The sequence below is a fragment of the Streptomyces sp. NPDC001020 genome, assembly GCF_053599115.1.
This window is the reverse complement of record NZ_JBSFLQ010000040.1, coordinates 52,946-78,422: the sequence shown is the minus strand read 5'-3', so window position 1 is coordinate 78,422 and position 25,477 is coordinate 52,946. Positions and strand designations below refer to the sequence as shown.

The 25,477-nt window shown below is 69.2% G+C and carries 23 protein-coding genes, 1 rRNA gene and 1 riboswitch; of the genes, 18 read left to right on the top strand and 6 right to left on the bottom strand.

What is annotated here, in order from left to right; genetic code table 11:
• The 11 genes from rrf to ACWDEX_RS30170 form a co-directional block, all read left to right on the top strand.
• A 5S ribosomal RNA gene (gene rrf / locus ACWDEX_RS30220) occupies positions 1 to 95 on the top strand; the annotation flags it as partial.
• Between the two features lie 158 nt (positions 96 to 253).
• Complete coding sequence (locus tag ACWDEX_RS30215; protein ID WP_450467592.1) at positions 254 to 862, top strand: CDP-alcohol phosphatidyltransferase family protein; 609 nt, start codon at positions 254 to 256, stop codon at positions 860 to 862.
• 102 nt (positions 863 to 964) lie between these two features.
• A complete protein-coding gene (locus ACWDEX_RS30210) occupies positions 965 to 3,460 on the top strand; it encodes a sugar phosphate nucleotidyltransferase (RefSeq protein ID WP_450467590.1) in 2,496 nt (831 codons plus the stop codon).
• Positions 3,461 to 3,627: 167 nt separating this feature from the next.
• A complete protein-coding gene (locus ACWDEX_RS30205) occupies positions 3,628 to 4,464 on the top strand; it encodes a DUF881 domain-containing protein (protein WP_450467596.1) in 837 nt (278 codons plus the stop codon).
• Positions 4,461 to 4,793, top strand: coding sequence for a small basic family protein (locus ACWDEX_RS30200; protein WP_059126592.1), 333 nt, complete (start codon positions 4,461 to 4,463; stop codon positions 4,791 to 4,793). The genes ACWDEX_RS30205 and ACWDEX_RS30200 overlap by 4 nt, the downstream gene beginning before the upstream one ends.
• A 5-nt stretch (positions 4,794 to 4,798) precedes the next feature.
• Complete coding sequence (locus ACWDEX_RS30195) at positions 4,799 to 5,650, top strand: DUF881 domain-containing protein (RefSeq protein WP_450467588.1); 852 nt, start codon at positions 4,799 to 4,801, stop codon at positions 5,648 to 5,650.
• A gap of 61 nt (positions 5,651 to 5,711) precedes the next feature.
• Entirely contained in the window at positions 5,712 to 6,581 is an 870-nt protein-coding gene (locus ACWDEX_RS30190; protein ID WP_450467586.1) for an FHA domain-containing protein, read from the top strand.
• Between the two features lie 18 nt (positions 6,582 to 6,599).
• The gene (ftsR, locus tag ACWDEX_RS30185) at positions 6,600 to 7,358 is read left to right on the top strand and encodes a transcriptional regulator FtsR (RefSeq protein WP_450467584.1); all 759 of its coding nucleotides are present in this window, start codon (positions 6,600 to 6,602) and stop codon (positions 7,356 to 7,358) included.
• 84 nt (positions 7,359 to 7,442) lie between these two features.
• Entirely contained in the window at positions 7,443 to 7,916 is a 474-nt protein-coding gene (locus ACWDEX_RS30180; RefSeq protein WP_004002801.1) for a bifunctional nuclease family protein, read from the top strand.
• A 433-nt stretch (positions 7,917 to 8,349) separates the two neighbouring features.
• On the top strand, positions 8,350 to 9,024 hold the full coding sequence (locus tag ACWDEX_RS30175; protein ID WP_450467582.1) for a MerR family transcriptional regulator: 675 nt from the start codon (positions 8,350 to 8,352) through the stop codon (positions 9,022 to 9,024).
• Positions 9,025 to 9,124: 100 nt separating this feature from the next.
• Positions 9,125 to 10,513: a DNA polymerase IV gene (locus tag ACWDEX_RS30170; RefSeq protein ID WP_450467580.1), complete on the top strand. Its 1,389-nt coding sequence runs from the start codon at positions 9,125 to 9,127 to the stop codon at positions 10,511 to 10,513.
• A gap of 121 nt (positions 10,514 to 10,634) precedes the next feature.
• On the opposite strand, the gene ACWDEX_RS30165 is transcribed toward ACWDEX_RS30170, so the two are convergent.
• Positions 10,635 to 11,006 carry a PRC-barrel domain-containing protein gene (locus tag ACWDEX_RS30165; RefSeq protein ID WP_450467579.1) on the bottom strand — a complete coding sequence of 124 codons (372 nt, stop codon included), beginning with the start codon at positions 11,004 to 11,006 and terminating at the stop codon, positions 10,635 to 10,637.
• A 126-nt stretch (positions 11,007 to 11,132) separates the two neighbouring features.
• A riboswitch (glycine riboswitch) is annotated at positions 11,133 to 11,228 on the top strand.
• Positions 11,229 to 11,406: 178 nt separating this feature from the next.
• Between ACWDEX_RS30165 and gcvP the strand changes: the two genes are divergently transcribed.
• Complete coding sequence (gcvP, locus tag ACWDEX_RS30160) at positions 11,407 to 14,292, top strand: aminomethyl-transferring glycine dehydrogenase (protein ID WP_450467577.1); 2,886 nt, start codon at positions 11,407 to 11,409, stop codon at positions 14,290 to 14,292.
• A gap of 111 nt (positions 14,293 to 14,403) precedes the next feature.
• Here gcvP and ACWDEX_RS30155 read toward each other — a convergent pair whose 3' ends face one another.
• The gene (locus ACWDEX_RS30155) at positions 14,404 to 14,610 is read right to left on the bottom strand and encodes a DUF5999 family protein (RefSeq protein ID WP_355921991.1); all 207 of its coding nucleotides are present in this window, start codon (positions 14,608 to 14,610) and stop codon (positions 14,404 to 14,406) included.
• A gap of 387 nt (positions 14,611 to 14,997) precedes the next feature.
• Positions 14,998 to 15,582: a hypothetical protein gene (locus ACWDEX_RS30150; protein WP_450467576.1), complete on the bottom strand. Its 585-nt coding sequence runs from the start codon at positions 15,580 to 15,582 to the stop codon at positions 14,998 to 15,000.
• Between the two features lie 527 nt (positions 15,583 to 16,109).
• On the opposite strand from ACWDEX_RS30150, the gene ACWDEX_RS30145 reads away from it, so the two are divergent.
• Entirely contained in the window at positions 16,110 to 17,627 is a 1,518-nt protein-coding gene (locus ACWDEX_RS30145; protein ID WP_450467575.1) for a glutamate--cysteine ligase, read from the top strand.
• 173 nt (positions 17,628 to 17,800) lie between these two features.
• Complete coding sequence (locus tag ACWDEX_RS30140) at positions 17,801 to 18,601, top strand: CPBP family intramembrane glutamic endopeptidase (protein ID WP_450467573.1); 801 nt, start codon at positions 17,801 to 17,803, stop codon at positions 18,599 to 18,601.
• A 75-nt stretch (positions 18,602 to 18,676) separates the two neighbouring features.
• Here ACWDEX_RS30140 and ACWDEX_RS30135 read toward each other — a convergent pair whose 3' ends face one another.
• Positions 18,677 to 19,486, bottom strand: coding sequence for a PhzF family phenazine biosynthesis protein (locus tag ACWDEX_RS30135; RefSeq protein ID WP_450467572.1), 810 nt, complete (start codon positions 19,484 to 19,486; stop codon positions 18,677 to 18,679).
• Between the two features lie 379 nt (positions 19,487 to 19,865).
• On the opposite strand from ACWDEX_RS30135, the gene ACWDEX_RS30130 reads away from it, so the two are divergent.
• From ACWDEX_RS30130 to ACWDEX_RS30120, 3 genes are all read left to right on the top strand, one after another.
• Entirely contained in the window at positions 19,866 to 20,456 is a 591-nt protein-coding gene (locus ACWDEX_RS30130; protein ID WP_450467571.1) for a Clp protease N-terminal domain-containing protein, read from the top strand.
• Positions 20,457 to 20,550: 94 nt separating this feature from the next.
• On the top strand, positions 20,551 to 21,555 hold the full coding sequence (locus ACWDEX_RS30125) for an EamA family transporter (protein WP_450467570.1): 1,005 nt from the start codon (positions 20,551 to 20,553) through the stop codon (positions 21,553 to 21,555).
• A gap of 179 nt (positions 21,556 to 21,734) precedes the next feature.
• Positions 21,735 to 22,685: a DMT family transporter gene (locus ACWDEX_RS30120; protein WP_450467569.1), complete on the top strand. Its 951-nt coding sequence runs from the start codon at positions 21,735 to 21,737 to the stop codon at positions 22,683 to 22,685.
• A gap of 72 nt (positions 22,686 to 22,757) precedes the next feature.
• On the opposite strand, the gene ACWDEX_RS30115 is transcribed toward ACWDEX_RS30120, so the two are convergent.
• Entirely contained in the window at positions 22,758 to 23,393 is a 636-nt protein-coding gene (locus ACWDEX_RS30115; protein ID WP_450467568.1) for an FMN-binding negative transcriptional regulator, read from the bottom strand.
• Complete coding sequence (locus ACWDEX_RS30110) at positions 23,393 to 24,073, bottom strand: pyridoxamine 5'-phosphate oxidase family protein (RefSeq protein ID WP_450467566.1); 681 nt, start codon at positions 24,071 to 24,073, stop codon at positions 23,393 to 23,395. Before ACWDEX_RS30110 ends, ACWDEX_RS30115 begins: the two co-directional genes overlap by 1 nt.
• Before the next feature lie 36 nt (positions 24,074 to 24,109).
• Here ACWDEX_RS30110 and ACWDEX_RS30105 point away from each other — a divergent pair, with 36 nt between their 5' ends.
• Positions 24,110 to 25,441 carry an aminotransferase class I/II-fold pyridoxal phosphate-dependent enzyme gene (locus ACWDEX_RS30105; RefSeq protein WP_450467565.1) on the top strand — a complete coding sequence of 444 codons (1,332 nt, stop codon included), beginning with the start codon at positions 24,110 to 24,112 and terminating at the stop codon, positions 25,439 to 25,441.
• Positions 25,442 to 25,477 lie beyond the last annotated feature (36 nt).

Sequence of the window (25,477 nt, the reverse complement as noted above, 5' to 3'; positions counted from 1 at the left end):
AAACGCCCGGTTACATTCCGAACCCGGAAGCTAAGCCTTACAGCGCCGATGGTACTGCAGGGGGGACCCTGTGGGAGAGTAGGACGCCGCCGAACTCCTTTTGTAACTCCGGCTCTTGGGTATTTCGCCCAAGAGCCGGAGTTTTTTGTTTTTCTGGCCCGGAAATCCTGCGCAACCCCTCCGTACCATGGTGTGAACCCGGCGGGTAAGGTCAGGAGGCATTGTTGGCTCGTTTCCCACAGGAGGCCCCCGGGTGGAGGTCCAGGAGACCCGCGTCCAGACGGACCGAGTCCTCACCATCCCGAACATCCTCAGCATGGCGCGGCTCGTCGGCGTCCCCATCTTCCTGTGGCTGATCCTCAGGCCCGAGTTCGGCGGGCCCCAGAGCGACGGCTGGGCGCTCCTGGTGCTCGTGCTGAGCGGCGTCAGCGACTACCTGGACGGCAAGCTCGCCCGGCGCTGGAACCAGATCAGCAGCCTCGGCCGGCTCCTCGATCCGGCGGCCGACCGTCTGTACATCGCATCGACGCTCCTCGGTCTCACCTGGCGCGGGATTCTGCCCCTCTGGCTGACCGCGGTACTTGTGGCTCGAGAGCTGGTTCTGCTGGTGATGGTGGGCATTCTCAGGCGCCACGGCTATCCGCCGCCCCAGGTGAACTTCCTGGGGAAGGCAGCGACCTTCAACCTCATGTATGCCTTCCCGCTGCTGCTTCTCAGCGACGGAACCGGATGGATCGCGTCACTCGCCGCCATTTTCGGATGGGCGTTCGCCGGGTGGGGTACAACGCTGTACTGGTGGGCAGGAGTCCTCTACGTGGTGCAGGTCCGCCGCCTTGTCAGGGCGGACACCATGGCCGATTGAGCCCGTCGTAGCGGCTCGATGGCCCGCGCGGGGAAACTGCGGGACAATCTAGACGGGTGAAGTCGGCTGAACCGTCGTCTCTTCGAGGAGGACGCTTCCGACATGAAGGCCGTCGTAATGGCGGGAGGCGAAGGCACACGTCTTCGCCCCATGACCTCAAGCATGCCCAAGCCGCTCCTGCCGGTGGTCAACCGCCCGATCATGGAGCACGTGCTGCGGTTGCTGAAAAGGCATGGGCTCAACGAGACCGTCGTCACAGTCCAGTTCCTGGCCTCACTGGTCAAGAACTACTTCGGTGATGGCGAGGAGCTCGGGATGGAGCTCACCTATGCCAATGAGGAGAAGCCACTCGGTACCGCCGGGAGCGTCAAGAACGCCGAGGAGGCACTCAAGGACGACGCCTTCCTTGTGATCTCCGGTGACGCTCTGACCGACTTCGACCTCACCGAGCTGATCAGTTTTCACAAGGAAAAGGGCGCGCTGGTCACCGTCTGTCTGACGCGCGTACCCAATCCGCTGGAATTCGGCATCACCATCGTCGACGAAGAAGGAAAGGTCGAACGCTTCCTGGAGAAGCCGACCTGGGGCCAGGTGTTCTCCGACACCGTCAACACCGGCATCTACGTCATGGAGCCCGAGGTCTTCGACTACGTCGAGCCCGATGTGCCCGTGGACTGGTCCGGCGATGTCTTCCCCCAGCTGATGAAGGAGGGCAAGCCGGTCTACGGCTATGTAGCCGAGGGCTACTGGGAGGATGTCGGCACACACGAGAGCTATGTGAAGGCGCAGGCAGACGTCCTGGAAGGCAAAGTCGACGTCGAGATCGACGGCTTCGAGATCTCCCCGGGTGTATGGGTGGCAGAGGGCGCGGAGATGCACCCTGACGCAGTCCTGCGCGGTCCCCTCTACGTCGGCGACTACGCCAAGGTCGAAGCCGGGGCCGAGATCCGTGAGCACACTGTCGTCGGCTCGAACGTCGTCGTGAAGAGCGGGGCCTTCCTGCACAAGGCCGTCGTCCACGACAACGTGTACATCGGCCAGCAGAGCAACCTGCGCGGCTGCGTGGTCGGAAAGAACACCGACATCATGCGTGCGGCCCGGATCGAGGACGGCGCCGTCATCGGCGACGAGTGCCTCATCGGTGAGGAGTCGATCGTCCAGGGCAACGTCCGGGTCTATCCGTTCAAGACCATCGAGGCCGGCGCCTTCGTCAACACCTCGGTCATCTGGGAGTCCCGCAGCCAGGCGCACCTCTTCGGCACACGTGGTGTGTCCGGAATCCTGAACGTCGAGATCACACCCGAACTGGCCGTACGGCTGGCCGGTGCGTACGCCACCACGCTCAAGAAGGGGTCCACGGTAACCACCGCCCGCGACCACTCCCGGGGTGCGCGAGCGCTGAAGCGTGCGGTCATCTCGGCGCTGCAGGCCAGCGCCATCGACGTCCGTGACCTGGAGAACGTACCGCTGCCCGTCGCCCGTCAACAGACCGCGCGGGGCAGCGCCGGCGGGATCATGATCCGGACATCGCCGGGTGTACCGGACTCCGTCGACATCATGTTCTTCGACGGGCAGGGTGGCGATCTGTCGCAAGCCGGTCAGCGGAAACTGGACCGGATGTTCGCGCGGCAGGAGTACCGGCGGGCCTTCCCCGGTGAGATAGGAGACCTGTACTTCCCGTCCAGCGTCTTCGACTCGTACACCGGGTCCCTGCTACGCAGCGTAGACACCTCGGGGATCACCGAGTCGGGGCTCAAGGTCGTCGTGGACGCGTCGAACGGCAGCGCCGGGCTCGTCCTGCCCAGCCTGCTCGGCAAGCTCGGTGTGGACTCCCTGACGATCAATCCCGGTCTCGACGAGTCAAGACCCACGGAGACCGCTGACGCGCGGAGGTCGGGGCTCGTACGGCTCGGTGAGATCGTCGCCTCGTCACGGGCCGCGTTCGGCGTGCGATTCGACCCCGTCGGAGAGCGGCTTTCGCTCGTCGACGAGAAGGGGCGGATCGTCGAGGACGACCGGGCACTGCTGGTGATGCTCGACCTGGTGGCCGCGGAGCGGCGCAGCGGGAAGGTCGCGCTGCCGGTGACGACGACCCGGATCGCCGAGCAGGTGGCGGCGTACCACGGAACCCAGGTCGAGTGGACGACCACCTCGCCCGACGACCTCACGCGCGTGGGCCGGGAGGAGTCGACCATCTTCGGCGGCGACGGGCGCAGCGGGTTCATCGTGCCGGAGTTCAGCAGCGTCTTCGATGGTACGGCCGCGTTCGTACGGCTCATCGGGCTGGTGGCGCGGACGCAGCTCACCCTGAGCCAGATCGACGCGCGGATCCCGCGCGCGCACGTCCTCCAGCGCGATCTCGCGACTCCCTGGGCCGTCAAGGGACTTGTGATGCGCCGCGTTGTCGAGGCAGCCGGGGACCGCTTCGTCGACACGACGGACGGCGTGCGGGTCGTGGAGACCGACGGGCGGTGGGTGCTGGTGCTGCCGGACCCCGCCGAGGCCGTCACCCATCTGTGGGCCGAGGGGCCCGACGACGCATCCGCCAAGGCCCTGCTCGACGAGTGGTCCGCGGTCGTGGACAGCGCCGGTCGGTAAAACACGCAGTACGCGCGTATGCCGGACGGGCCTCCCCAAGGGGGCCTGTCCGGCACGCTGGTAGGGCCATTCGGAGGTATCGCACGCGACGTGCGACGATGTGCGGCATGCCGCAGCCGCCCCCCGATCGGAGCACACCCGCGCGCGTCTCGCGCCCGGACGCGTCCATGTCGTTGCTCACCAACGTCATGGATCACAGCCTCGACGACGGATACGCCGAGGCTGCCGCCCGGAAACAGTCGGAGGGAACCGGTGACAAGCCCAGGACGGTGCGGGCCAAACTCGGTCTCGCAGCCGGACTTGTCCTCGCCGCCGTCGTGGTGACCGTGGGTGCCGCGCAGGCGCGCGTAGCAGCCCCGACGGTCGCCAAGGAGCGCCAGGAACTCATCGACCGAATCCAGCGCGAGACCACGACCGCCGACAAGCTCGAAGGCACCGTCGACAAATTGCGCGGCGACGTGAACGCACGGCAGCGGGAAGCCCTGAAGAAGGCCGGGGGCGGCGGCCGAGCCGACCTCGTCGGCATTCTGTCGGGCGCCGTCGCGGTGCACGGCCCAGGCGTGAAGCTCGTCGTGAACGACTCCAAGGAAGCCACCACCGGAGGCAACGGCAATCCGCGGGGGACCTCCGGCTTCTCCGACACCGGACGCGTAAAGGACCGCGACATGCAGCGCGTGGTCAACGGGCTGTGGGAATCGGGCGCCGAGGCGGTCGCGATCAACGGACAACGGTTGACGGCGCTGTCGGCCATCAGGGCCGCGGGCGACGCGATACTGGTCGACAACAGGCCGCTGGTACCGCCGTACACGGTGCTCGCGGTGGGGGACGGGGAACGACTCAGCACCAGGTTCCAGGACAGCGCCGACGGGCTGTATCTGCATGCGCTGCAGGAGAACTACGGGATCCGGACCGGCATCTCCGCCCAGGACGACGTCCGGCTGCCCGCCGCACCTAGTGTGATCGTCCGCACAGCACATCCGAGCACAGAGAAGGGCACATCGTGATCGCCGTACTGGGCCTCGTCGTGGGAGTCGTGGTCGGCCTGTTGGTCCGGCCCGAGATTCCGGCGGTCGTCGAGCCTTACCTTCCGATCGCCGTGGTGGCGGCGCTCGACGCCGTGTTCGGCGGTCTGCGGGCCATGCTCGACGGCATCTTCGACGACAAGGTCTTCGTGGTGTCGTTCCTGTCGAACGTGGTGGTGGCCGCGCTGATCGTGTTCCTGGGAGACAAGTTGGGCGTCGGGGCGCAGCTGTCCACTGGCGTCGTGGTCGTCCTCGGTATCCGGATCTTCTCCAACGCCGCGGCGATCCGCCGACACGTGTTCCGGGCGTGAGGCCGATGAGCAACGCGGACGAGACGCCCGAGCAGCAACAAAGGACCCCTGAACACCGGCTGCGCAGGGAACTCCCGCAGGAGGTGCCGGTTGCAGCCCCGGGGACGGAGACCGGCAAGGACTCCGGAGTGACGTTGACGGGCCGTCAGCGCCTGGTGAACGGGTTGTGGCCGCCGCGCGTCACACGTGCCCAACTCATCGTCGCACTACTGCTGTTCGGTCTCGGCTTCGGCCTGGCCGTCCAGGTCGCCTCCAACAGTGACGACAGCAGCGCTCTGCGCGGCGCACGCCAGGAAGATCTGGTGCGCATCCTCGATGAACTGGATGACCGCACACAGCGTCTTCAGGACGAGAAGCAGGGTCTCGAAGATCAGCGGGCCGAGTTGGAGAACAGCTCGGACCGGGCCGAGGAAGCCCGCAAGCAGACCGCCGAGAAGGAGAGACAACTCGGCATCCTTGCGGGCACGGTGGCCGCACAGGGACCCGGCATCACGATGACCATCGAGGACACGAAGGGAACGGTCCAGGCGAACATGCTGCTCGACGCGATCCAGGAACTGCGCGCGGCTGGCGCCGAGGCGATCCAGGTGAATGGCGTACGCGTGGTCGCCGGCACCTATCTGTCGGGCTCCGGAAAGACTGTGAGCATCGACGGGAACAAGATCACCCAGCCCTATCGTTTCAAGGTCATCGGCAAGCCGCAGGACCTCGAGCCGGCGCTCAACATCCCCGGAGGCGTGGTGCAGACTCTTGAAAAGGAGCAGGCCACGGTCGCCGTGGAACGTTCAACGAAGATCGTCGTTGACGCCTTGCGAGCGGCGAAGCAGCCTGACTACTCTCGGTCGTCCTCCCAATGAACCGGGGGCGCATGGAGGCCGTCCGACGGGGGCATGAGGTTGCGGGGGGTCGGCGCACCAAATGGGTGGTGCGTGGTGGAAACTGTCTGGTGGATACGGACGTTGTGAGGATGTCCGGGTCGGCCGGTGTATGCAATCAGGGTTCGTCCTGCCCCACGGGCGGGTCTGTTTCGGTCAAGGGGAATCGCCCGTGAAGTTGTTTGCGAAGTTGTTCGGCAAAAGCGCCCGAGGGGGCAACGACACGACTGCCCGCCATCGCGCACAGCCGGGAGACGTGGAGGGCCAGCGCCCGTTGTTCCGGGACCAGGTCACTGGTCCGGGTGGTGACATTCCGGGAGGTCAGGGCGCGCCGTCTGTTGACCCTGCCGCGTCCGGCCGCATAGGTTTCGGGAACATGTCGGCCCTGGTGTGTTCGAGGTGTGGTCACCAAAGCGCGGAAAGCAGCCGCTTCTGCTCCAACTGCGGCGCGCCGCTTCGAGCGGGTGCGGTGCCGGAGCGCGCGTCGGAGACGACCTCCACGATCTCCATCTCCGGCCTGGAGGCCTACGACGCGGAGGCCACCGGACAGACGCCGATGCCGACGCTCTCCCCAGAGGCGCAGGCGGCCGTCGACGCGCTGCCGCTCGGTTCGGCACTGCTGGTGGTGCGACGTGGCCCCAACTCGGGCAGCCGCTTCCTGCTGGACAGCGATCTGACCACGGCGGGGCGCCACCCCCAGAGCGACATCTTCTTGGACGATGTGACCGTGTCGCGTCGGCATGTGGAGTTCCGTCGCGGTCCGGACGGCATGTTCACGGTCGCCGACGTCGGCAGCCTCAACGGCACGTACGTCAACCGTGAGCGCATCGACCAGGTCGCCCTCAACAACGGCGACGAGGTGCAGATCGGCAAGTACAGGCTGGTCTTCTACGCGAGCCAGCGGGGTATCTGACCCGCCAGGGAAGGGTCCATGCGTCACACACCGAGCGGCGGTGCCAATAGCGGCACCGCCGCCGCGGACAACCGGCTGATGAGCATCGGCACGGTGCTGAACGTGCTGCGCGAGGAGTTCCCCGAAGTCACCATCTCCAAGATCCGCTTCCTGGAGTCCGAGGGGCTCATCGAGCCGCAACGCACCCCCTCGGGATACCGCAAGTTCACTGCCCATGACGTCGAGCGCCTTGCTCGGGTGCTGAGGATGCAACGGGACCACTACCTGCCGTTGAAGGTCATCCGGGAGCACCTTGACGCCCTGGAGCGGGGCGAGGAGGTGTGGCTGCCGTCCCTGGGCCGCCAGCAGCGCGACGCGCCGGACACGGAGGTGCACGGCGGTCTTCTGAGCGACCCCGAAGCACCCACGGTCGCGCGGATCGGCCGCGAGGCACTGCTCGCGGCCGTCGAGATCAGCGGGGAGCAGCTCAAGGAGTGGGAGTCGTACGGTCTCCTCGTGCCGCTGCCGGACGGGACGTACGACGCCGAGGCCGTCACGGTGGCCACCCTCGTGGCCGAACTGGGCCGTCACGGGATCGAGCCGCGCCATCTGCGGGTCATGAAGGCCGCTGCGGACCGCGAGGCGGGCCTCGTGGACCAGGTCGTGGCCCCGCTGAGGCTGCACCGCAATCCGCAGACCAGAGCGCACGCCGAGGCCCGGACGAAGGAACTGGCGGGGCTCGCGGTGAAACTGCACGCGGCACTGGTGCGCTCCGCGTTGGGTGTGCGACACCCCTGAACCACGGGGCTTGCCGTCGGCGGATCGTCCAGCCGTTCCGTGCCCGACTACCCAAACATCCCGAGCACGGCCTAGGGTTGCTGTGTGAATGAGCTCGATGTCGTAGGTGTCCGGGTCGAGATGCCCTCCAACCAACCGATCGTGCTCCTGCGTGAAGTGGGAGGCGACCGTTACCTCCCCATCTGGATCGGCCCCGGGGAGGCGACGGCGATCGCCTTCGCCCAGCAGGGCATGGCCCCCGCGCGACCGCTGACCCACGACCTGTTCAAGGACGTGCTGGAGGCCGTCGGTCAGGAGCTCACGGAAGTGCGCATCACGGACCTGCGTGAAGGCGTCTTCTACGCGGAGCTGGTCTTCGCCAGCGGTGTCGAGGTGAGTGCCCGCCCGTCCGACGCCATAGCGCTGGCGCTGCGCACGGGAACGCCGATCTACGGCAGTGACGGCGTGCTCGACGACGCAGGTATCGCGATCCCCGACGAGCAGGAGGACGAGGTCGAGAAGTTCCGCGAGTTCCTCGACCAGATCTCGCCGGAGGACTTCGGTACGAGCAGCCAGTGACGCGGTGGTCTGCGAAGTGCCTGGCTGACAGGCACGGTGCACCTGAGGGCTTGGTCGGCCGAGTGGTACGGGACTCCGGGCTGAGCGGCGGGTCTCACCGGTGCCGGCTGGGCCTGAGGCCGTTTCGGGGCGAACGCAGCCGAAGAGCCGACTCGGGAGGGCTCGGAGCGGCGAACGCGCGATCGAGCAGCGGTTTCCTTCGGGCCGGATGCTCTCGACGGGGCGGACGGCTGCGGGTGAGGCGTTATACGCCAGTGACCGGGGCGACGTCCCCTCGGCCCACCGCCAGAACATTCGGCTAGCCTTTCCCCGCGGAAGGGCACGGGAAACCACTCCTAGGGTGATTATCACTCGGCGTGCCGAGTGTGGCGATCGTTGACGCACCCCTGGTGACTGCCTACCGTCGAGAGGGCAGTCGAGGACGGAGGTCGGCGTGAGTAGCAGCGGCGGCGGTGCGGCTGGGGGTGCCCCCGGACGCAGACTGGGGGAGAGCGGCCCGTCTTCTTCCCCGAGCTCTCGGCTTCGCTCAAGTGGGGGGTACCCCCACCACGGAGACCTGGCCGACTCCGACCCTCAGCAGCCGACGGCGGTGCCGGGTGAAGGAGAGGCGGCTTCCGAGCACATCGGCTACCGCGGTCCCACCGCGTGCGCCGCCGCGGGCATCACCTACCGGCAGTTGGACTACTGGGCAAGGACGGGTCTCGTCGAGCCGAGCGTACGCCCCGCCTACGGGTCGGGGACGCAACGGCTATACAGCTTCCGGGACGTCGTCGTACTGAAGATCGTCAAGCGGTTCCTCGACACCGGTGTGTCCCTGCAGAACATCCGTGCCGCCGTCCAGCACCTCCGGCAGCGCGGATTCCGTGATCTGGAGCGGATGACGCTGATGAGCGACGGCGCGACGGTCTACGAGTGCACGTCCCCGGGCGAGGTGCATGCGCTGCTCCAGGGCGGTCAGGGCATCTTCGGTATCGCCGTGGGTGTCGTGTGGCAGGACGTGGAAAGAGCACTGTCCCATCTGCACGGAGAGCGCGTCGACACGGGCGAGACCATTGTCGGCCACAACGCCACGGACGAGTTGGCTCGACGGCGCAACCGAGCTGTCTAGGGCCTGGGACGGGTGCCGTGCGGCGGGGCTTCCGGTCCAGTCGCGGGCAAGCCGCCGCGCGCCCGCCGCATTGTCAGTGGTGTAGGGCAGCATCGGACATGTGAGAACCGCGCCCACGATCCTGCATCTCGACATGGATGCCTTCTACGCCTCGGCGGAGCAGGCATCCAAGCCGAGCCTGCGCGGTAAAGCCGTCATCGTGGGCGGGCTCGGGCCGCGCGGAGTGGTGGCCACCGCCTCGTACGAGGCGCGGGTCTTCGGGGTGCACTCCGCGATGCCCATGGCCCAGGCGCGCCGGCTCGCGCCGAACGCCGCGTATCTGGTGCCGCGCTTCGGGTTCTACCGGGAGATCAGCGAGCAGGTGATGGCGCTGCTGGGGACCCTGTCGCCGCTGGTGGAGCCGCTGAGCCTGGATGAGGCGTTCGTGGACCTGGAGGCCGGGGGAGCGGCCTGGGACGAGGAGTCGGCGCGGCTCGCGGGGGTGCGGCTGCGCGCGGATATCCGGGCGGTCACCGGGTTGACGGGCTCGGTGGGGCTCGCCGCTTCCAAGATGCTCGCGAAGATCGCCTCGGAGCAGGCCAAGCCGGACGGCCTGGTGCTGATACGCCCGGGAACCGAGCGTGCGCTGCTCGGTCCGATGCCGGTGCGCACGCTGCCGGGCGTCGGCCCCGCGACGGGGGACCATCTGCGGCGGGCCGGTATCACCACGGTCGACGACATCGCAGAGGCGGGCGAGGACGAGCTGGTACGGCTGTTGGGCAAGGCCCACGGGCAAGCGCTGTACGCCATGGCGCTGGCACGCGACGAGCGGCCGGTGGTGGCCGAGCGGGAAGCGAAGTCCGTATCGGTCGAGGACACGTACGACGTGGACATCCATGACCGGCTCCGGATCGGTCTGGAGGTGCAGCGGCTCGCGGACCGGTGTGTGCGGCGATTGCGGGAGGCCGGGCTGTCGGGTCGGACCATCGTGCTGAAGGTGCGCCGGTACGACTTCTCGACGCTGACCCGCTCCGACACCCTGCGGGGGCCCACGGACGACCCCACGGTGGTGCGGGAGGCCACCGCGCGGCTGCTGGAGTCAGTGGACACCACCGGCGGGGTGCGACTGCTCGGGGTGGGCGTCAGCGGGCTCGCCGACTACACGCAGGAGGATCTGTTCGCCCAAGCGCATCTGGCTACGGGCGAGGTCTCCACGGAGGAGCACCTGGAGCCCGAGAACGCGGAGGAACCCGCTGAGGAGGGGGCGCGGACCCCGTCCGAGCGGGTCTGGCGTGCGGGTCACGACGTCCGGCACTCGGAGTACGGGCACGGTTGGGTGCAGGGCAGCGGGCTGGGCAGGGTGACCGTACGGTTCGAGACCCCCGACTCGAAGCCGGGGCGTGTTCGCACGTTCCGCGCCGACGATCCGCGGTTGGAACCGGCGGATCCGCTGCCCCTGGTCACGCGGGTGCCCGAGTCCGCGGAGCCGCCGGCCGCCCCGAGGGACTAAGGGGCCTGACGGCGGCTTTCGACGGCCTTGCAACAGCGCTTGTCGACCGTCCCACGGGGCGTCACACGGGCCGGAGGCAGGACACGGGGCGAATGGCGCCGGAGGTGCGGGCGGGTGGGCCTCAACCCCCGTCGGACCCCGCCAGACGCCCGAAGTCGCGGTCCGGCGGCGGAGGAGGTGCGGCCACATCGAGGCCGTAGTGGTGGTAGAGCTGCAGCTCCTGTTCGGGGGAGAGGTGACGTCCGACGCCGAAGTCGGGGGCCTCCTTGATCAGGGCGCGGTCGAAGGGGATTCGCAGCGTGCCCTCCACCAGCTCGCTGGGCTCCAGGGGGACGAACGCGTCCCTGCTGAACAGTCCCGTGCGTATGGCCGCCCATTCCGGTATGCCGGTCGCGTCGTCGAGGTAGATCTCGTCGATCGTGCCGATCTTGACGCCATGGCGGTCGAACGCCTTGCGGCCGATCAGATTCCGCGGATCGATGTCGGTCTGCACGGTCCCTCCAACTGGTCGCAACTCATCCGTAGCCACTACAAAAGAGCACATTCAGGGAGGCGGCCACTCGAAGGCCCACTCGAGGGCTCCTGCATCGTCCTCGCTGGTAGTCTGGCAAGCGGCTGTTGACCCCGCGCGGGAGAGTTCTCCGGAATGATCCGGAGACGCCGAAGGAGCAAATCCTCCCCGGAATCTCTCAGGCACACGTACCGCACGGACGAGGTCACTCTGGAAAGCAGGGCGGGTGTCGACGGCTTCCGCTCTCACCGACGGTGAAAGCCGGAGCGCCTTGGTGCGGACCGGCGAAGCTCTCAGGTTGAGATGACAGAGGGGGAGGCCGTCGGGGTGCCAGTGCCGTGGTGCCCCTCGAAGGTCGCGTCAGACCCAGGAGGCCTCCGCAATGACCGCCCATCGCATTCCGCTCTCCGAGCTCGAACAGGGCATTCCCTTCGAGCAGCGTCACATCGGGCCTGACCAGGAGGCGCGGGCCAAGATGCTCGCGCAGGTCGGCTATGGCTCGCTCGACGAGCTCACGGCCACCGCGGTCCCGGATGTGATCAAGAATGCCGACGCCCTGGACCTGCCGGGCGCGCGCACCGAGGCCGAGGTACTGGCTGAGTTGCGCTCCCTGGCCGACCGCAACCAGGTCCTCGGCTCCATGATCGGTCTCGGCTACTACGGGACCTTCACGCCGCCGGTGATCCTCCGGAACGTGATGGAGAACCCAGCCTGGTACACGGCCTACACGCCCTACCAGCCGGAGATCTCGCAGGGCCGGCTCGAGGCTCTGCTCAACTTCCAGACCATGGTCGCCGACCTCACCGGTCTGCCGACCTCCGGTGCCTCCCTGCTCGACGAGGGCACGGCGGCGGCCGAGGCGATGGCACTGTCCCGGCGCATGGGCAGGAACAAGAAGGGCCTGTTCCTGGTCGACGCGGACGCGCTGCCGCAGACCATCGCGGTGATCCAGACCCGTGCGGAGCCGACCGGTGTCGAGGTCGTCGTCGCCGACCTGCGCGACGGCATTCCGGCCGAGGTCGCCGAGCGCGAGATCAACGGCGTGCTGGTCCAGTACCCGGGCGCCTCCGGAGCCGTGCGCGACATCAAGCCCGTCATCCACGAGGCCCACGAACGCGGCGCGCTGGTCACCGTTGCCGCCGACCTGCTCGCCCTGACGCTGCTGACCTCGCCGGGTGAGCTGGGCGCGGACATCGCCATCGGCACGACGCAGCGCTTCGGTGTGCCGATGGGCTTCGGCGGGCCGCACGCCGGATACATGGCGGTGCATGAGAAGTTCGCACGCAGCCTGCCCGGTCGGCTCGTAGGCGTCTCCGTGGACGCGGACGGGCACAAGGCCTACCGGCTCGCCCTGCAGACGCGGGAGCAGCACATCCGCCGTGAGAAGGCGACGAGCAACATCTGCACCGCCCAGGTGCTGCTCGCCGTGATGGCCGGGATGTACGCCGTCCACCACGGGCCCGAGGGACTGCGGACCATCGCGCGGCGTACCCACCGGTATGCCACCGTCCTCGCCGCGGGCCTCACGGCGGGCGGGGTCGAGGTCGTCCACGGCGTCTACTTCGACACGCTCACCGTGCGGGTGCCGGGCCGGGCCGAGGCGGTCGTCACCGCCGCCTGTGAACGGGGGGTCAACCTGCGCCTCGTCGACGCCGACCATGTGTCGATCGCCTGCGACGAGACGACCACGCGGGACCGACTGGTTGCCGTGTGGACCGCGTTCGGTGTCGACGGTGACATCGAAGCGCTGGACGCGAGCACCCAGGACGCGCTGCCCGAGGAACTGCTGCGCGGTGACGACTACCTCACGCACCCGGTCTTCCACGAGTACCGCTCCGAGACCGCGATGCTGCGCTACCTGCGCAGGCTCGCCGACCGTGACTACGCGCTCGACCGCGGCATGATCCCGCTGGGCTCCTGCACCATGAAGCTCAACGCGACCACGGAGATGGAACCGGTCACCTGGCCCGAGTTCGGGCAGCTGCACCCCTTCGTGCCCGCCGAGCAGGCGCAGGGCTACCTCACGCTCATCCGTGAGCTGGAGGAACGGCTCGCCGAGGTCACCGGCTATGACAAGGTATCCCTCCAGCCCAACGCCGGTTCGCAGGGCGAGCTGGCCGGTCTTCTCGCCGTACGCGGCTACCACCGGGCCAACGGCGACGACCAGCGCACTGTCTGCCTCATTCCGTCCTCCGCGCACGGCACAAACGCCGCCAGCGCCGTGATGGCCGGCATGAAGGTCGTCGTCGTGAAGACCTCGGAGGACGGCGAGATCGACGTCGAGGACCTGCGGGCCAAGATCGAGCAGTACCGCGAGCAGCTCGCGGTGCTGATGATCACCTACCCGTCGACGCACGGTGTGTTCGAGGAGCACGTCGCCGACATCTGCGCGGCCGTGCACGAGGCGGGCGGCCAGGTGTACGTCGACGGCGCCAATCTCAACGCGCTGGTCGGCCTCGCCAAGCCGGGCCATTTCGGTGGTGACGTCTCGCACCTCAATCTGCACAAGACGTTCTGCATCCCGCACGGCGGCGGCGGTCCGGGCGTCGGCCCGGTCGGCGTGCGCGCGCACCTGGCGCCGTACCTGCCGAACCACCCGCTGCAGCCCGCGGCCGGTCCGGAGACGGGCGTCGGCCCGATCTCTGCTGCTCCGTGGGGCTCCGCGGGCATCCTGCCGATCTCGTGGGCGTACGTCAGGCTGATGGGCGGGGAGGGCCTCAAGCGCGCCACACAGGTGGCCGTGCTGTCCGCCAACTACATCGCCAAGCGGCTGGAGCCGCACTACCCGGTGCTCTACACCGGTCCGGGCGGCCTGGTCGCGCACGAGTGCATCATCGATCTGCGCCCGCTCACCAAGGCGACCGGTGTGTCCGTCGACGACGTCGCCAAGCGGCTGATCGACTACGGGTTCCACGCGCCGACGATGTCCTTCCCGGTAGCCGGCACGCTGATGATCGAACCGACCGAGTCAGAGGACCTGACCGAACTCGACCGGTTCTGTGAGGCGATGATCGCCATCCGCGCGGAGATCGAGAAGGTCGGCTCCGGCGAGTGGCCCGCCGAGGACAACCCGCTGCGTAACGCCCCGCACACTGCTGCGGCGCTCGGCGGTGATTGGCAGCATGCCTACACGCGTGAAGAGGCCGTCTTCCCGGCCGGCGTCTCGGCCGCCGACAAGTACTGGCCGCCGGTGCGCCGGATCGATCAGGCCTTCGGTGACCGGAACCTGGTCTGCTCCTGCCCGCCGCTGGACGCGTACCAGGAGTAACGCCTGCGGACGTGCGTCGGGGCCGGTTCGGAGCGTATGTCTCCGGTCCGGCCCCTCGTATGTCCGGCCCCTCCGTGGTCGGGGCGCGACCGGCGCCCCTGTGCGCGCGGCTCAGGCGGCGGTCATCACCTGGTCGGTGCCGAGCGGGCGGTGCGGGGCGATGATCTGGCCGTCGGGCAGAAGCTCACCGGTGTCCTCGAAGAGCAGAACTCCGTTGCACAGCAGGCTCCATCCCTGCTCCGGGTGGTGCGCCATGAGGCGGGCGGACTCCCGGTCCGCGGATTCGGCTGTCGGGCACGGTGGCTGGTGCTGGCACATGGTGGATGGGATCTTTCGCTCTGTCGTGGTGTGTGAGATCGCTGTGGTGTCTGTCCTGCGGCTCGGCATGTCGGTCATGGCCGCCCCCCGTTGGCGATAAGTCGTTCTGCACCCAGTGTTGCTCTGCGGGCATCAATTCGCAGCTATTTCGCGGCACCGCTCCTCACAGGTTCATGACGCGTCACCCGTGCGGATGGTTCATCCCAGCTGCACTGTCCCTTCGGGTGGTTCGCGATGGTCACAAGGGGCTAGTCCGCACGGTCGACTCGCACGCCTGTCCTACGAGCACCGTGGAACACGGACGGGTGGTACATCGCCGAGATGGTCGCCGGCCGGACGTGCGCCGTGCCCCGCGGCCGTTGGCGGCGGGGCACGGTGGGACGGGGCCTACGCGGGCGAGCCGAGCAACGGGGTCGGGGTGATCCGGAGGGTGAGGACCGGAAGGAGCTCGGCGACGCGGTGTGGACGGTGTGCCGCGATACCCGGTGGTGCGGGCGCGAGTGGCACCAGGAGATCGGTCGCGACGGGATGGCCGGCCGCGCCGTCGGCGGCGCAGTCGCCATGCAGCCACAGGGTGAGCATGTACAGCTCGGGCACGGACAACAGTCGTGGTTGGTAGGGCTGTTGCAAGGTCTCGGCCTGACGCAGAGCACGCTCGGTTGCGGCGACGTAGGGACCCTCGAAGAAGTGCGAGAACGCCCAGCCGTCAGGGGTCAGCATGGTCTCGGCGGCGGCCACCGCGCGGTCGCCGCTGCGGATGAGGAAACGCCATCCGGCGAGCCGGGTGACCGACGGGCCCTCCGGGGTGATCCGGTCCAGCACGTGCACCGGCAGCGGGAGCTCGGGTGTGACGGGGCCCTGGGCGGTGCGCAGGGACGGGGTGGGGGCCTCGCGGACCGCGGTGGGAGAACCGAGTGCCGTGAGGACGGAGCGGAGAGTGGGCGCGGGAGCCTGAGGGACATGCAGCGGCATGGTGGGTCGCCTCTCATTCGACAGGCTTGGTGACGCGAGGGCGTGGCGGGGCGGGCGGACGACGCTGTCAGCTCTGGGGGTCAGAGGGGTGGGGACTGTGCCCGGGCGAACGGCGCCTGTGACGACAGGGCTCAGGACCGCGAGCGCCAACTCTCTGCCCCATGGCCGGAGTTTATACGACAAGTGTTCAGGTGGCGTTTCGTCTAGTTGTCCCGCGGATCGTATTCAAGGGGATATCCGGTCGATGGCAAGAGGTATTCGTCCGGCGTCACACCGGGTGCCGGGGCGATGACCTCGGAATACTTACCCGTAACGGTCGGCCGAATCTCATCGGCGTTTTTCACGACACTTCGAGCGCTGAAACTGCGTGCTGCCTCATGCCTCGCGAATGTGCCCGGTCGGATTGCTGTCAGCGTAACGGGCGGCGGTCCCGCGCGGGACGTTATCGATCGTCTCGTCTGGGCATCATCCCCGTGACCCAGGACAGCAGTGGCCGGATCTTCGGTCTGCCGAGAAGGGACGCTTCGATGGGGGAGAAGGTCGTGGCAGGAGGGTTCGACCTGTCCGATCGGCAGCGCTACCGCGACAAGCTCAGGCAGTGTCTGGCGGGGCTGGCGCGGCTGCTGGAGGAGAAGCGGTTCGATCGCCCGAAGGACCTCATGGGTCTGGAGATCGAATTGAACCTTCTGGGGCCCGACAGCATGCCGAGAATGATGAATGCACAAGTACTGGAGAAAATAGCAAGCCGAGATTTCCAAACAGAACTCGCCATGTTCAACCTGGAAGTGAACATAGCTCCACACAGGTTGGGTGGCCGGGTATTCGACCGGCTTTCCGAGGAGCTGCGCACCTCGCTCGCCTACGCCCATCGGAAGGCGAAGGAGGTCGACGCCGGAATCATGATGATCGGCATTCTGCCGACCCTCGACCGCGATGACCTGGTCTCCTCCAACCTCTCCGCCGTCGACCGCTACACCCTGCTCAACGACCAGATCGTGGCCGCCCGTGGTGAGGATTTCACCCTCGACATCGGCGGTGTGGAGCGGCTGGTGTGCACCTCGCGGTCGATCGCTCCGGAAGCGGCCTGCACATCCGTCCAGTTGCACCTGCAGGTCACACCGGCGCGTTTCGCCGACGTGTGGAACGCGGCGCAGGCGGTCACGGCCGCACAGGTCGCCGTCGGCGCCAACTCGCCGTTCCTGTTCGGCCGCGAGCTGTGGCGAGAGTCCAGGCCCCCGTTGTTCCAGCAGTCCACCGACACCCGCCCGCCCGAGCTGCAGGCGCAGGGCGTGCGGCCGCGCACCTGGTTCGGGGAGCGCTGGACCACGTCGGCGTACGACCTGTTCGAGGAGAACCTGCGCTACTTCCCCGCCCTGCTGCCGATCTGCGACGACGAGGACCCCCTGCGGGTCCTCGACGAGGGCGGCATACCCAGGCTCGCCGAGCTCGTCCTGCACAACGGCACGGTCTACCGCTGGAACCGGCCCGTGTACGGCATCGCCGACGGCGTTCCGCATCTGCGGGTGGAGAACCGGGTGCTGCCCGCCGGGCCCACCGTCACCGATGTGATCGCCAATGCCGCCTTCTACTACGGCGTCGTCCGCGCCCTGGCCGAGGAGGCGCGGCCGGTGTGGACGAGGCTTCCGTTCGAGGTCGCCGCGGCCAACTTCGACGCGGCCTGCCAGTACGGCATCGAGGCGCGCCTGAGGTGGCCGCGGCGCGGGCGCCACGGCGGCACCACCGAGGTGGAGGCCGTGGACCTCGTACGCGACGAACTGCTTCCGCTCGCCGAGGCGGGGCTCAACGCGTGGGGCGTCGAGCCCGCCGACCGGGACTTCTACCTCGGAGTGATCGACGAGCGGTGCCGGCTGAGGGTCAACGGCGCGAGCTGGCAGTCCACCACCTTTCACCGAGCCCTGGAGCAGGGGCTCGACCGGCAGACCGCACTGGCCAGGATGACACGGCGGTACTACGAGCTGATGCATATCGGTGAGCCGGTACACACCTGGCCGGTCGGGGCACCGGGGCCGGCATCGCTCGGGTGATCGGCCGGTACGACCGCCCCTGACCGCCGGCCCGCCCGCACGATCGCTCTGGGGGAGCGTGCTCCCGCAGGGTGGCCTCCAACGGCCCGTCGCCCACGATCTTCGTAACTTCTTTCGAGACCCTGATGGGGCGAAGATGGGGATGCGACGGGATTGCCCAATGGGAGGCGGGAGTGCAGGTGGAGTCAGGGTCGGTGGCCGAATCTTTTGTGGCGGAGCGGCCGACGCGGCGGATCTTCAGGAACGAGACGCTGCTCGTCCTGGGCCTTTCGCTCGGTGCGAGCGGGGTTTCCGCGCTGATCAGCTTTGTCGGGTCGGTCACCAAACCGGGCGGTCTCAAGGAACAGGCAGCCACCCTCAACGCCTCGGCCGCGCCCGGACGGCCCTGGCTCGATCTTGCCTGGCAGCTCTTCGGGATCGCGTCGGCGCTGGTACCGGTCGCGCTCGTGGCCCACTTCCTGCTGCGGGAGGGCGCCTCGCTGCGCACGCTCGGCTTCGACCGGACGCGGCCCTGGCCGGACCTCGGGCGCGGTGCGGCGATCGCCGCGGCGATCGGCTCGACGGGCATCGCCTTCTACCTTGCCGCTCGCGGAGTTGGCGCCAATCTCACGGTGGTGCCGGAGGCACTGCCCGACGTGTGGTGGAAGTACCCGGTGCTGGTTCTGTCGGCGCTGCAGAACGCCGTCCTGGAGGAAGTCATCGTTGTCGGGTATCTGCTGCGCAGGCTCGGCCGGTTGGGCTGGACACCCGGTACGGCCCTGGTGGCCAGTTCGGTACTGCGCGGCTCGTACCACCTGTACCAGGGCATCGGCGGATTCCTGGGCAACATGGTGATGGGCGTGGTCTTCGTCTGGCTGTACCGGCGCTGGGGCCGGGTCGGCCCGCTGGTGGTGGCCCACTCGCTGCTCGACATAGGGGCGTTCGTGGGGTACGCGCTGCTGGCGGGAAAGGTGGGGTGGCTGCCGACGGCGTGAAGGCTCCGGGCACCGGGCGCGGGTCGGGATGGAGGTCAGGGGCGTACGCGCGTGTCGTACGCCCCTGTCGTGGCGTCAGGCGAGCAAGTCGCCGTCGATGACGGTGACCGCGCGGCCGGTGAGCAGGGTGCGGTCGCCGCGAAGTTCCGTACGGACGCGGCCGGAGCGCGGGGATGCCTGCAGGCCGGTGAGGTCGGCACGGCCGAGGCGTTCGGACCAGAAGGGGGCCAGGGCGGTGTGGGCGCTGCCGGTGACCGGGTCCTCGTCGATCCCGACGTTCGGGAAGAAGCAGCGTGAGACGAAGTCGTAGCCCCGGGAGGGATCTTCCGCGCGTGCGGTGGCGATGATGCCGCGCCGCGAGTGACGGGTGAGCGCCTTGTGATCGGGGGAGAGGGCAAGGACCGTTTGCTCGTCAGCGAGTTCAAGAAGCAGGTCGCCGACGTTCGGGCCGCTGTCGAAGGCGGTGAGGGGCATGGCGCCGAGGGCAGCGGCCACGCCCTCCGGGACGTCGACCGAGGTGAGCGGCGCGGTGGGGAAGTCCAGGGTGATGGAGCCGTCCTCGCACGGTGTGGCGCTCAGGACGCCGCTGTGGGTGGCGAACCGTACAGGGCCTTCGTGGGCACCGGTGGTGTGCAGCACATGGGCGGTGGCGAGGGTGGCGTGGCCGCACATGGCGACCTCGGTGGCAGGAGTGAACCAGCGCAGCGCCCAGTCGGCCGCACCGCCCTCGGGCAGTCGGTGGGCGAAGGCGGTCTCGGCATGGTTGACCTCGCGGGCCACGTCCTGGAGTCGGCTGTCGTCCGGGAAGGCGTCGAGGAGGAGGACCCCGGCCGGGTTGCCGGAGAAGGGACGGTCGGTGAAGGCGTCGACGATTCGAATCCGCATGTATCGACGCTAGACGCTTACGGAGGCGACGGGCCAAGGCCAATCGGGAGCGGCTGGACCGGTGCGTTCATGCTGCCCGGGCGGGGCGGCCCACCAGGGCCCCTGCTTTCGCGCCGACTTCGGCCATGTGATGGTTCCTTCGCTTCGGCTGCTGCAGGTGTAACGGCACGTAGCTGCTGAGCCTGGAACATTCGATACTGAGGAACCATCAGGAATCCGGTTCTCCGAATCCCCGCGCAACGCGCCCCGAGAGTCGGCGGAGGCGCGAGAGAGGAAGTGCGCGCCCTACGGGGAAAACAGTGCGATCTCCTCCGTAAGGAGGAGATCCCGGTCAGCGATACCCAACCTGTGTCGGACGTGAAAATGCTGCCCGCCGGGGATGACCTCGGCCGACGGGGCTGATGGGGTAGGGAACGTGCCACCCTGTCATTTCCAGCAACCAGCCGCCGAGCGCGGCGTGCGCCACGCGGACCTCGATGCCAGACTCACCGCCGCACTGACGGCGGTGGTCGCGGGTGCCCGCAGGAGAGCGCTGCGGGCCGGGGACCGGCACATCGACACGGCACATCTGCTGCACACGCTGCTCGAGTCCGACCCCGAGGTCCGTGCGGTCTTCGACGGTCCGCAGGTCGCACGGCTGCTCGGCTACCTCGTCCAGCGCGCCATCGGCTACGGCCTGCGCTGGCAGAGCAGTGTCGAGGACTCCGGCGCCCTGCCGGTGCTGAGCGAGCCGGAGGGCTGGTCGCCGACGGCGGCGAGCGCCCTGGGTGAGGCCTGTGCGCGTGCCGAGCGGCGTGGTCACGCACGCGCATGCGGGCTCGACCTGCTCGCCGCGATCGTCGTGGATCCCGAGTCGCGGGCCGTCGAGGTCCTCGAACGCGCGGGCGTCGACGTCCGGGGGCTGCCCGCGCGGATCGGGGCGGCGGCAGGGGTCGAGGAGTACCCGTGGCGGGAGGACGCCGACCGCTGAACCGGAGCTGGGAACCCGGCCGGATGGGTGGGCAGGTCCATCCTCTGAGACAGGAGCTATCAGGGGTGACGCTCATGTCGTTGCCTGTCATCATGTGCCGGTGCATACGTCAAACGGCAGTCAGGGCAAGCACGGCAGAGGCGTCGGGCTGGGGCTCGCCCTCGCGTCGGCGCTGGCCTTCGGTGGATCGGGTGTCGCGGCCAAGCCGCTGATCCAGGCGGGGCTCGACCCCCTCCATGTGGTGTGGCTACGGGTCGCGGGCGCCGCGCTCGTGATGCTGCCGCTCGCCGTGCGCCATCGGGCGTTGCTGCGCCGCCGTCCCGCACTGCTCGCCGGGTTCGGCCTGCTCGCCGTGGCCGGTGTCCAGGCGTTCTACTTCGCCGCGATCTCCCGCATACCCGTCGGCGTCGCCCTGCTGATCGAGTACCTTTCGCCCGCGCTTGTGCTCGGCTGGGTGCGGTTCGTGCAGCGACGTCCCGTGACACGTGCCGCGGCGGTCGGCGTGGTCCTCGCGGTGGGCGGACTGGCCTGTGTCGTCGAGGTGTGGTCGGGCCTGAGCTTCGACGCCCTGGGGCTGCTGCTCGCGCTCGGCGCCGCCGGCTGCCAGGTCGGCTACTTCGTCCTGTCCGACCAGGGCGGCGACGCGGGCGATGAGGCACCGGACCCGCTCGGCGTGATCGCGTACGGCCTGCTCATCGGCGCCGCCGTGCTCACCGTCGTCGCCCGTCCCTGGAACATGGACTGGAAGGTGGTCACGGGCGACGCGGTCATGAACGGGACCAGCGTGCCCGCCGTCGTGCTGCTGCTCTGGGTCGTCCTGATCGCCACGGTGCTCGCGTACGTCACCGGAGTGCTCTCCGTGCGTCGGCTCTCGCCCCAGGTCGCCGTCGTCGTGGCCTGCCTCGAAGCGGTCATCGCGACCGTCCTGGCCTGGGTGCTGCTCGGCGAGCACCTCTCGGTGCCGCAGATCATCGGAGGTGCGGTCGTCCTGGTGGGCGCGTTCATCGCGCAGTCGTCGGCGCCCGCCAAGGCCCCCGCGGAGCCGGTGGCGAGCGGGGGCGCGGAAAGGGAGTTGTCAGCCCGTGAGACGGCCGCATAGAGTGCGGATCATGCATGCGAACGCACTCGTTCTTCCGCCTCCGGCCGCCTGAGGCGGGCCCTCCGGATTCCACGCCCGGCACAGCGCCGGGCGGAACGGTGCTGCCCGCAGAAGAAGTCAGCAGACCTCGCTGATCCGGGGTCGCCTCCCGTACTTCTGCACATCTGCGGAGACAATTCGTGTCGAATGCTGTTGTGGGCCTGCCCGTCGGGCGAGGCCTCCTCTACCTGATCGTCGCCGGTGCCGCCTGGGGCACCGCGGGCGCGGCCGCCTCACTGGTCTACCGGACCAGTGACATGGGGCCCTTCGCCCTCTCCTTCTGGCGCTGCGCGTGCGGGCTGGTCCTGCTGCTCGCCGTCCGGCTCCTGCGCCGGCCCGCCCCGAGGGCCGTACCGGAACCCCTGGGCCGCAAGGCAGTGCGGGCCGGTGTCACCGGCCTCGGGCTCGCCGTCTTCCAGACCGCCTACTTCGCGGCCGTCGAGGCCACCGGACTCGCCGTGGCGACCGTCGTGACGCTCGGCGCCGGACCCGTGCTCATGGCGCTCGGCGCCCGGCTCACGATGGGGGAGCGGCTCGGCCTCGGCGGGGTGGCCGCCGTCGTCGGGGCGCTCGCCGGGCTGGGGGTGCTCGTGCTCGGCAGCGGTGACGCCACCGTGCGCCCGTGGGGCGTGCTGCTTGCGGTCGTGTCGGGGGCGGCCTACAGCGTCATGACGCTGTGCACCCGGTGGTCGGGCCGCGATGGCGGAACCGACGCGGCCGGTACGACACTGTCGGCGTTCGCGATCACCAGCCTGTGCCTGCTGCCGTTCGCCCTGGCGGAGGGACTGGTGCCGCACACCGCCGAACCCGGCCGGGTCGTATGGCTGCTGGCGTACATCGCGGCCGTGCCCACTGCTCTGGCCTACGCCCTCTATTTCGCGGGCGCCGCCGTCGTACGGTCGGCCACCGTATCCGTGATCATGCTGCTCGAACCGGTCAGCGCCGCGGTGCTCGCCGTCGTGCTGCTCGGCGAGCGGCTGACGGCGGCGACTCTCGGCGGCACCGCGCTGATGCTCGGCTCGGTCGCGGGGCTCGCGGTGACGGAGGCGCGCGGGGCACGGAAGCCGGAGCAGGAGCCGGTTCCCGTGTGACGGAACGGCTCGGGCCCGGGTCGTCCAGGCGGTCCGGGTGCGGATCCCGCACCCGGACTCACGCCTCACGCCTCACGCCTCGTGCTCGCGCCGCAGCAGATGCGCGCGTGCCTGCGCGTCGAGCGGGCCGCCCCGTGTCGCCAGCCGGGCCGCGATGCGGTCCCGGACCTCCTTGGGCCTCTTGCCGGCGTACTTGAACTTCGCCTGTACGTCCGTCACTTCGAGCCTCAGGCCGCGGATACCGGGCAGCATGCGGCCATACGGATCCTCGCCCGCCGAGGCCCGCGCGGAGCCGCCCTCCGGCTGGAAGTGGGCGATCAGCCGGTTCAGCAACTCCGCCATCTGCGCCGGATCGTCCACGATGTGGGCAGTGCACCGTAGTTGGACGGCAGCGTAGAAACTCGTCGGCACCCCGTGCTCGGGCGGGGTGTCCGGCAGGGCCTGCCAGGGGCCGGGGACGTAGACATAGTCGTCGACCACGCTCAGCAGTACGTCCGGGTTCGCCTCCAGGGCGGGCCACAGTGGGTTGGGGCGCGCCAGATGGCCGAGCGCCTCGCCGCGCTCGGCGTCATAGGTGAAGTGGAGCGGCTGGACGTGGGGCGGCTCGCCCGGCCGTCCGTTCACGGCGAGTTGCCCGAAGTCGTGGGCTTTGAGCCAGTGTTGCCACTCGGTGTCGTCGCGAGGGGCGTCCCAGGGGCGGATCAGCATCACAGGGCCGCCAGGTAGCCCGGTACTTCGATGCCGGGCGCCAGGTCGGTGTCGGCTATCGGGGCGCCGTACTCCTTGCGGACCGGGACCACGCCGGCCCAGTGAGGGAGGGGCAGGTCCTCGGGCTCGTCGTTCACGCCGCCGGTGCGCACCTTGGCGGAGACCTCGTCCAGGTCGAGGCGGATCACCGCGGTGGCGGCCAGTTCCTTCTTGTTGGCGGGGCGGGAGTCACGCGAGCGGCCCGGCACGACATGGTCGACGAGCACGTCCAGGGCCGTCCGCTTCTCCTCGGGGTCGGTGACCTGGCGGGCGATGCCGTGCACCACCACGGAACGGTAGTTGATCGAGTGATGGAAGGCCGAGCGGGCCAGGACCAGACCGTCGACATGCGTCACTGTCAGGCACACCGGAAGCCCCGGGTCGGCTTCGTCCGTCATCCGCAGCGGCCGCGAGCCCGTCGAGCCGTGTACGTAGAGCCGCTCTCCGACCCGGCCGTAGAGCGTGGGCAGTACGACCGGCGCGCCGTCGCGGACGAAACCGAGGTGGCAGACGTACCCCTCGTCGAGGACCGAGTGCACCAACTCCCTGTCGTACGACGCCCGGTCCGCGGAGCGTGTGGGGACGGTGCGGTCGGTCGGCGTGTAGGCGGCGGTCGGCGACGTCGGCTGCTGGGTCCCCATGGGCGATCTCCATTGCACTAGTGCATAATATGTTTTGTGCTAGGAGGATATCGGATCACAGGGCGGCGCGCAGCGGAGATTGCGGCGAGTATCGAGAGCGCGGTGGGAGACGGGGAGTTGCAACCGGGTCAACTGCTCCCGCCTATGCGTGAGTTGGCGGCCGATCTGGGTGTGAATCCCAATACCGTCGCGGCCGCGTACCGCATCCTGCGCGAGCGCGGGGTGATCGAGACCGCCGGACGCCGGGGCAGCCGGGTGCGGCCCGCGCCCGCCACGACGGGGCGGGACTACATGCGCATGGACGTCCCCGAGGGGGTGCGTGACGTGTCGAGCGGCAATCCGGACCCGGCGCTGCTGCCCCCCTTGGCCACCGCGTTCACGGCGGCGGGAGCGCAGGGCGACCGCGAGCCGGTTCTGTACGGCGACGTCGCCGTGGAACCGGAACTGGCGCGTCTCGCACGGGCCGCTCTGGACGCCGACGGGGTGCCGAAGGGGCCGCTCGCCGTGGTCTCCGGATCGCTGGATGCCATCGAGCGTGTCCTCACCACCCACCTCAAGCCAGGGGACACGGTCGCTGTCGAGGACCCCGGGTGGGGCAGCACCCTCGACCTCGTGCCGGCGCTCGGGCTGCGCATGGTCCCCGTCGGCGTAGACGACGAAGGGCCCCTTCCGGTCGACGTGAGCGGTGCTCTGGAGGCCGGGGCGCGCGCGCTGATCGTCACGGGCCGGGCGCAGAACCCGACCGGTGCCGTGGTGAGCGCCTCGCGCGCCCGCGCCCTGCGATCCGTGCTCCGCGAGCACCCGGGGACTCTGCTGATCGAGGACGACCACGGCCACGGGATCGTCGACGCGCCCCTCAACCCCCTCGCCGGGGCCACCCGGCACTGGGCCTTCGTGCGCTCGGTCGCCAAGGCGTACGGGCCCGATCTGCGGCTCGCCGTGCTCACCGGGGACACCGTCACGGTCGACCGGGTCCGGGGGAGGCAGCGGCTGGGGCCCGGGTGGGTGAGCCGGATCCTGCAGCGGGCCGTGGTGCGGCTGTGGACCGACGACGCGGTGGACTCCGGAGCGGTCGCGGCGACATACGACTCACGCCGTGCCGCGCTGATCGACGCGCTCGCACGGCATGGTGTCACGGCCCACGGGCGCAGCGGACTGAACGTATGGGTCCCCGTGCCCGACGAGACTCCGGTGGTCGCGCGATTGCTGCACGCGGGCTGGGCCGTCGCGCCCGGCGCCCGCTTCCGGATGAGCGCACGGCCCGGTATCCGGATCACCGTCTCGACGCTCACCGCGGACGAGGCGGGGTCGCTGGCGGACGCGGTCGCCGCCGCCCTCGGTCCGGCTCCGGTCAGGAGTTACGTCTAGCGCCCGGACAGGCAACTGATCGGCAACGCCCTGGCG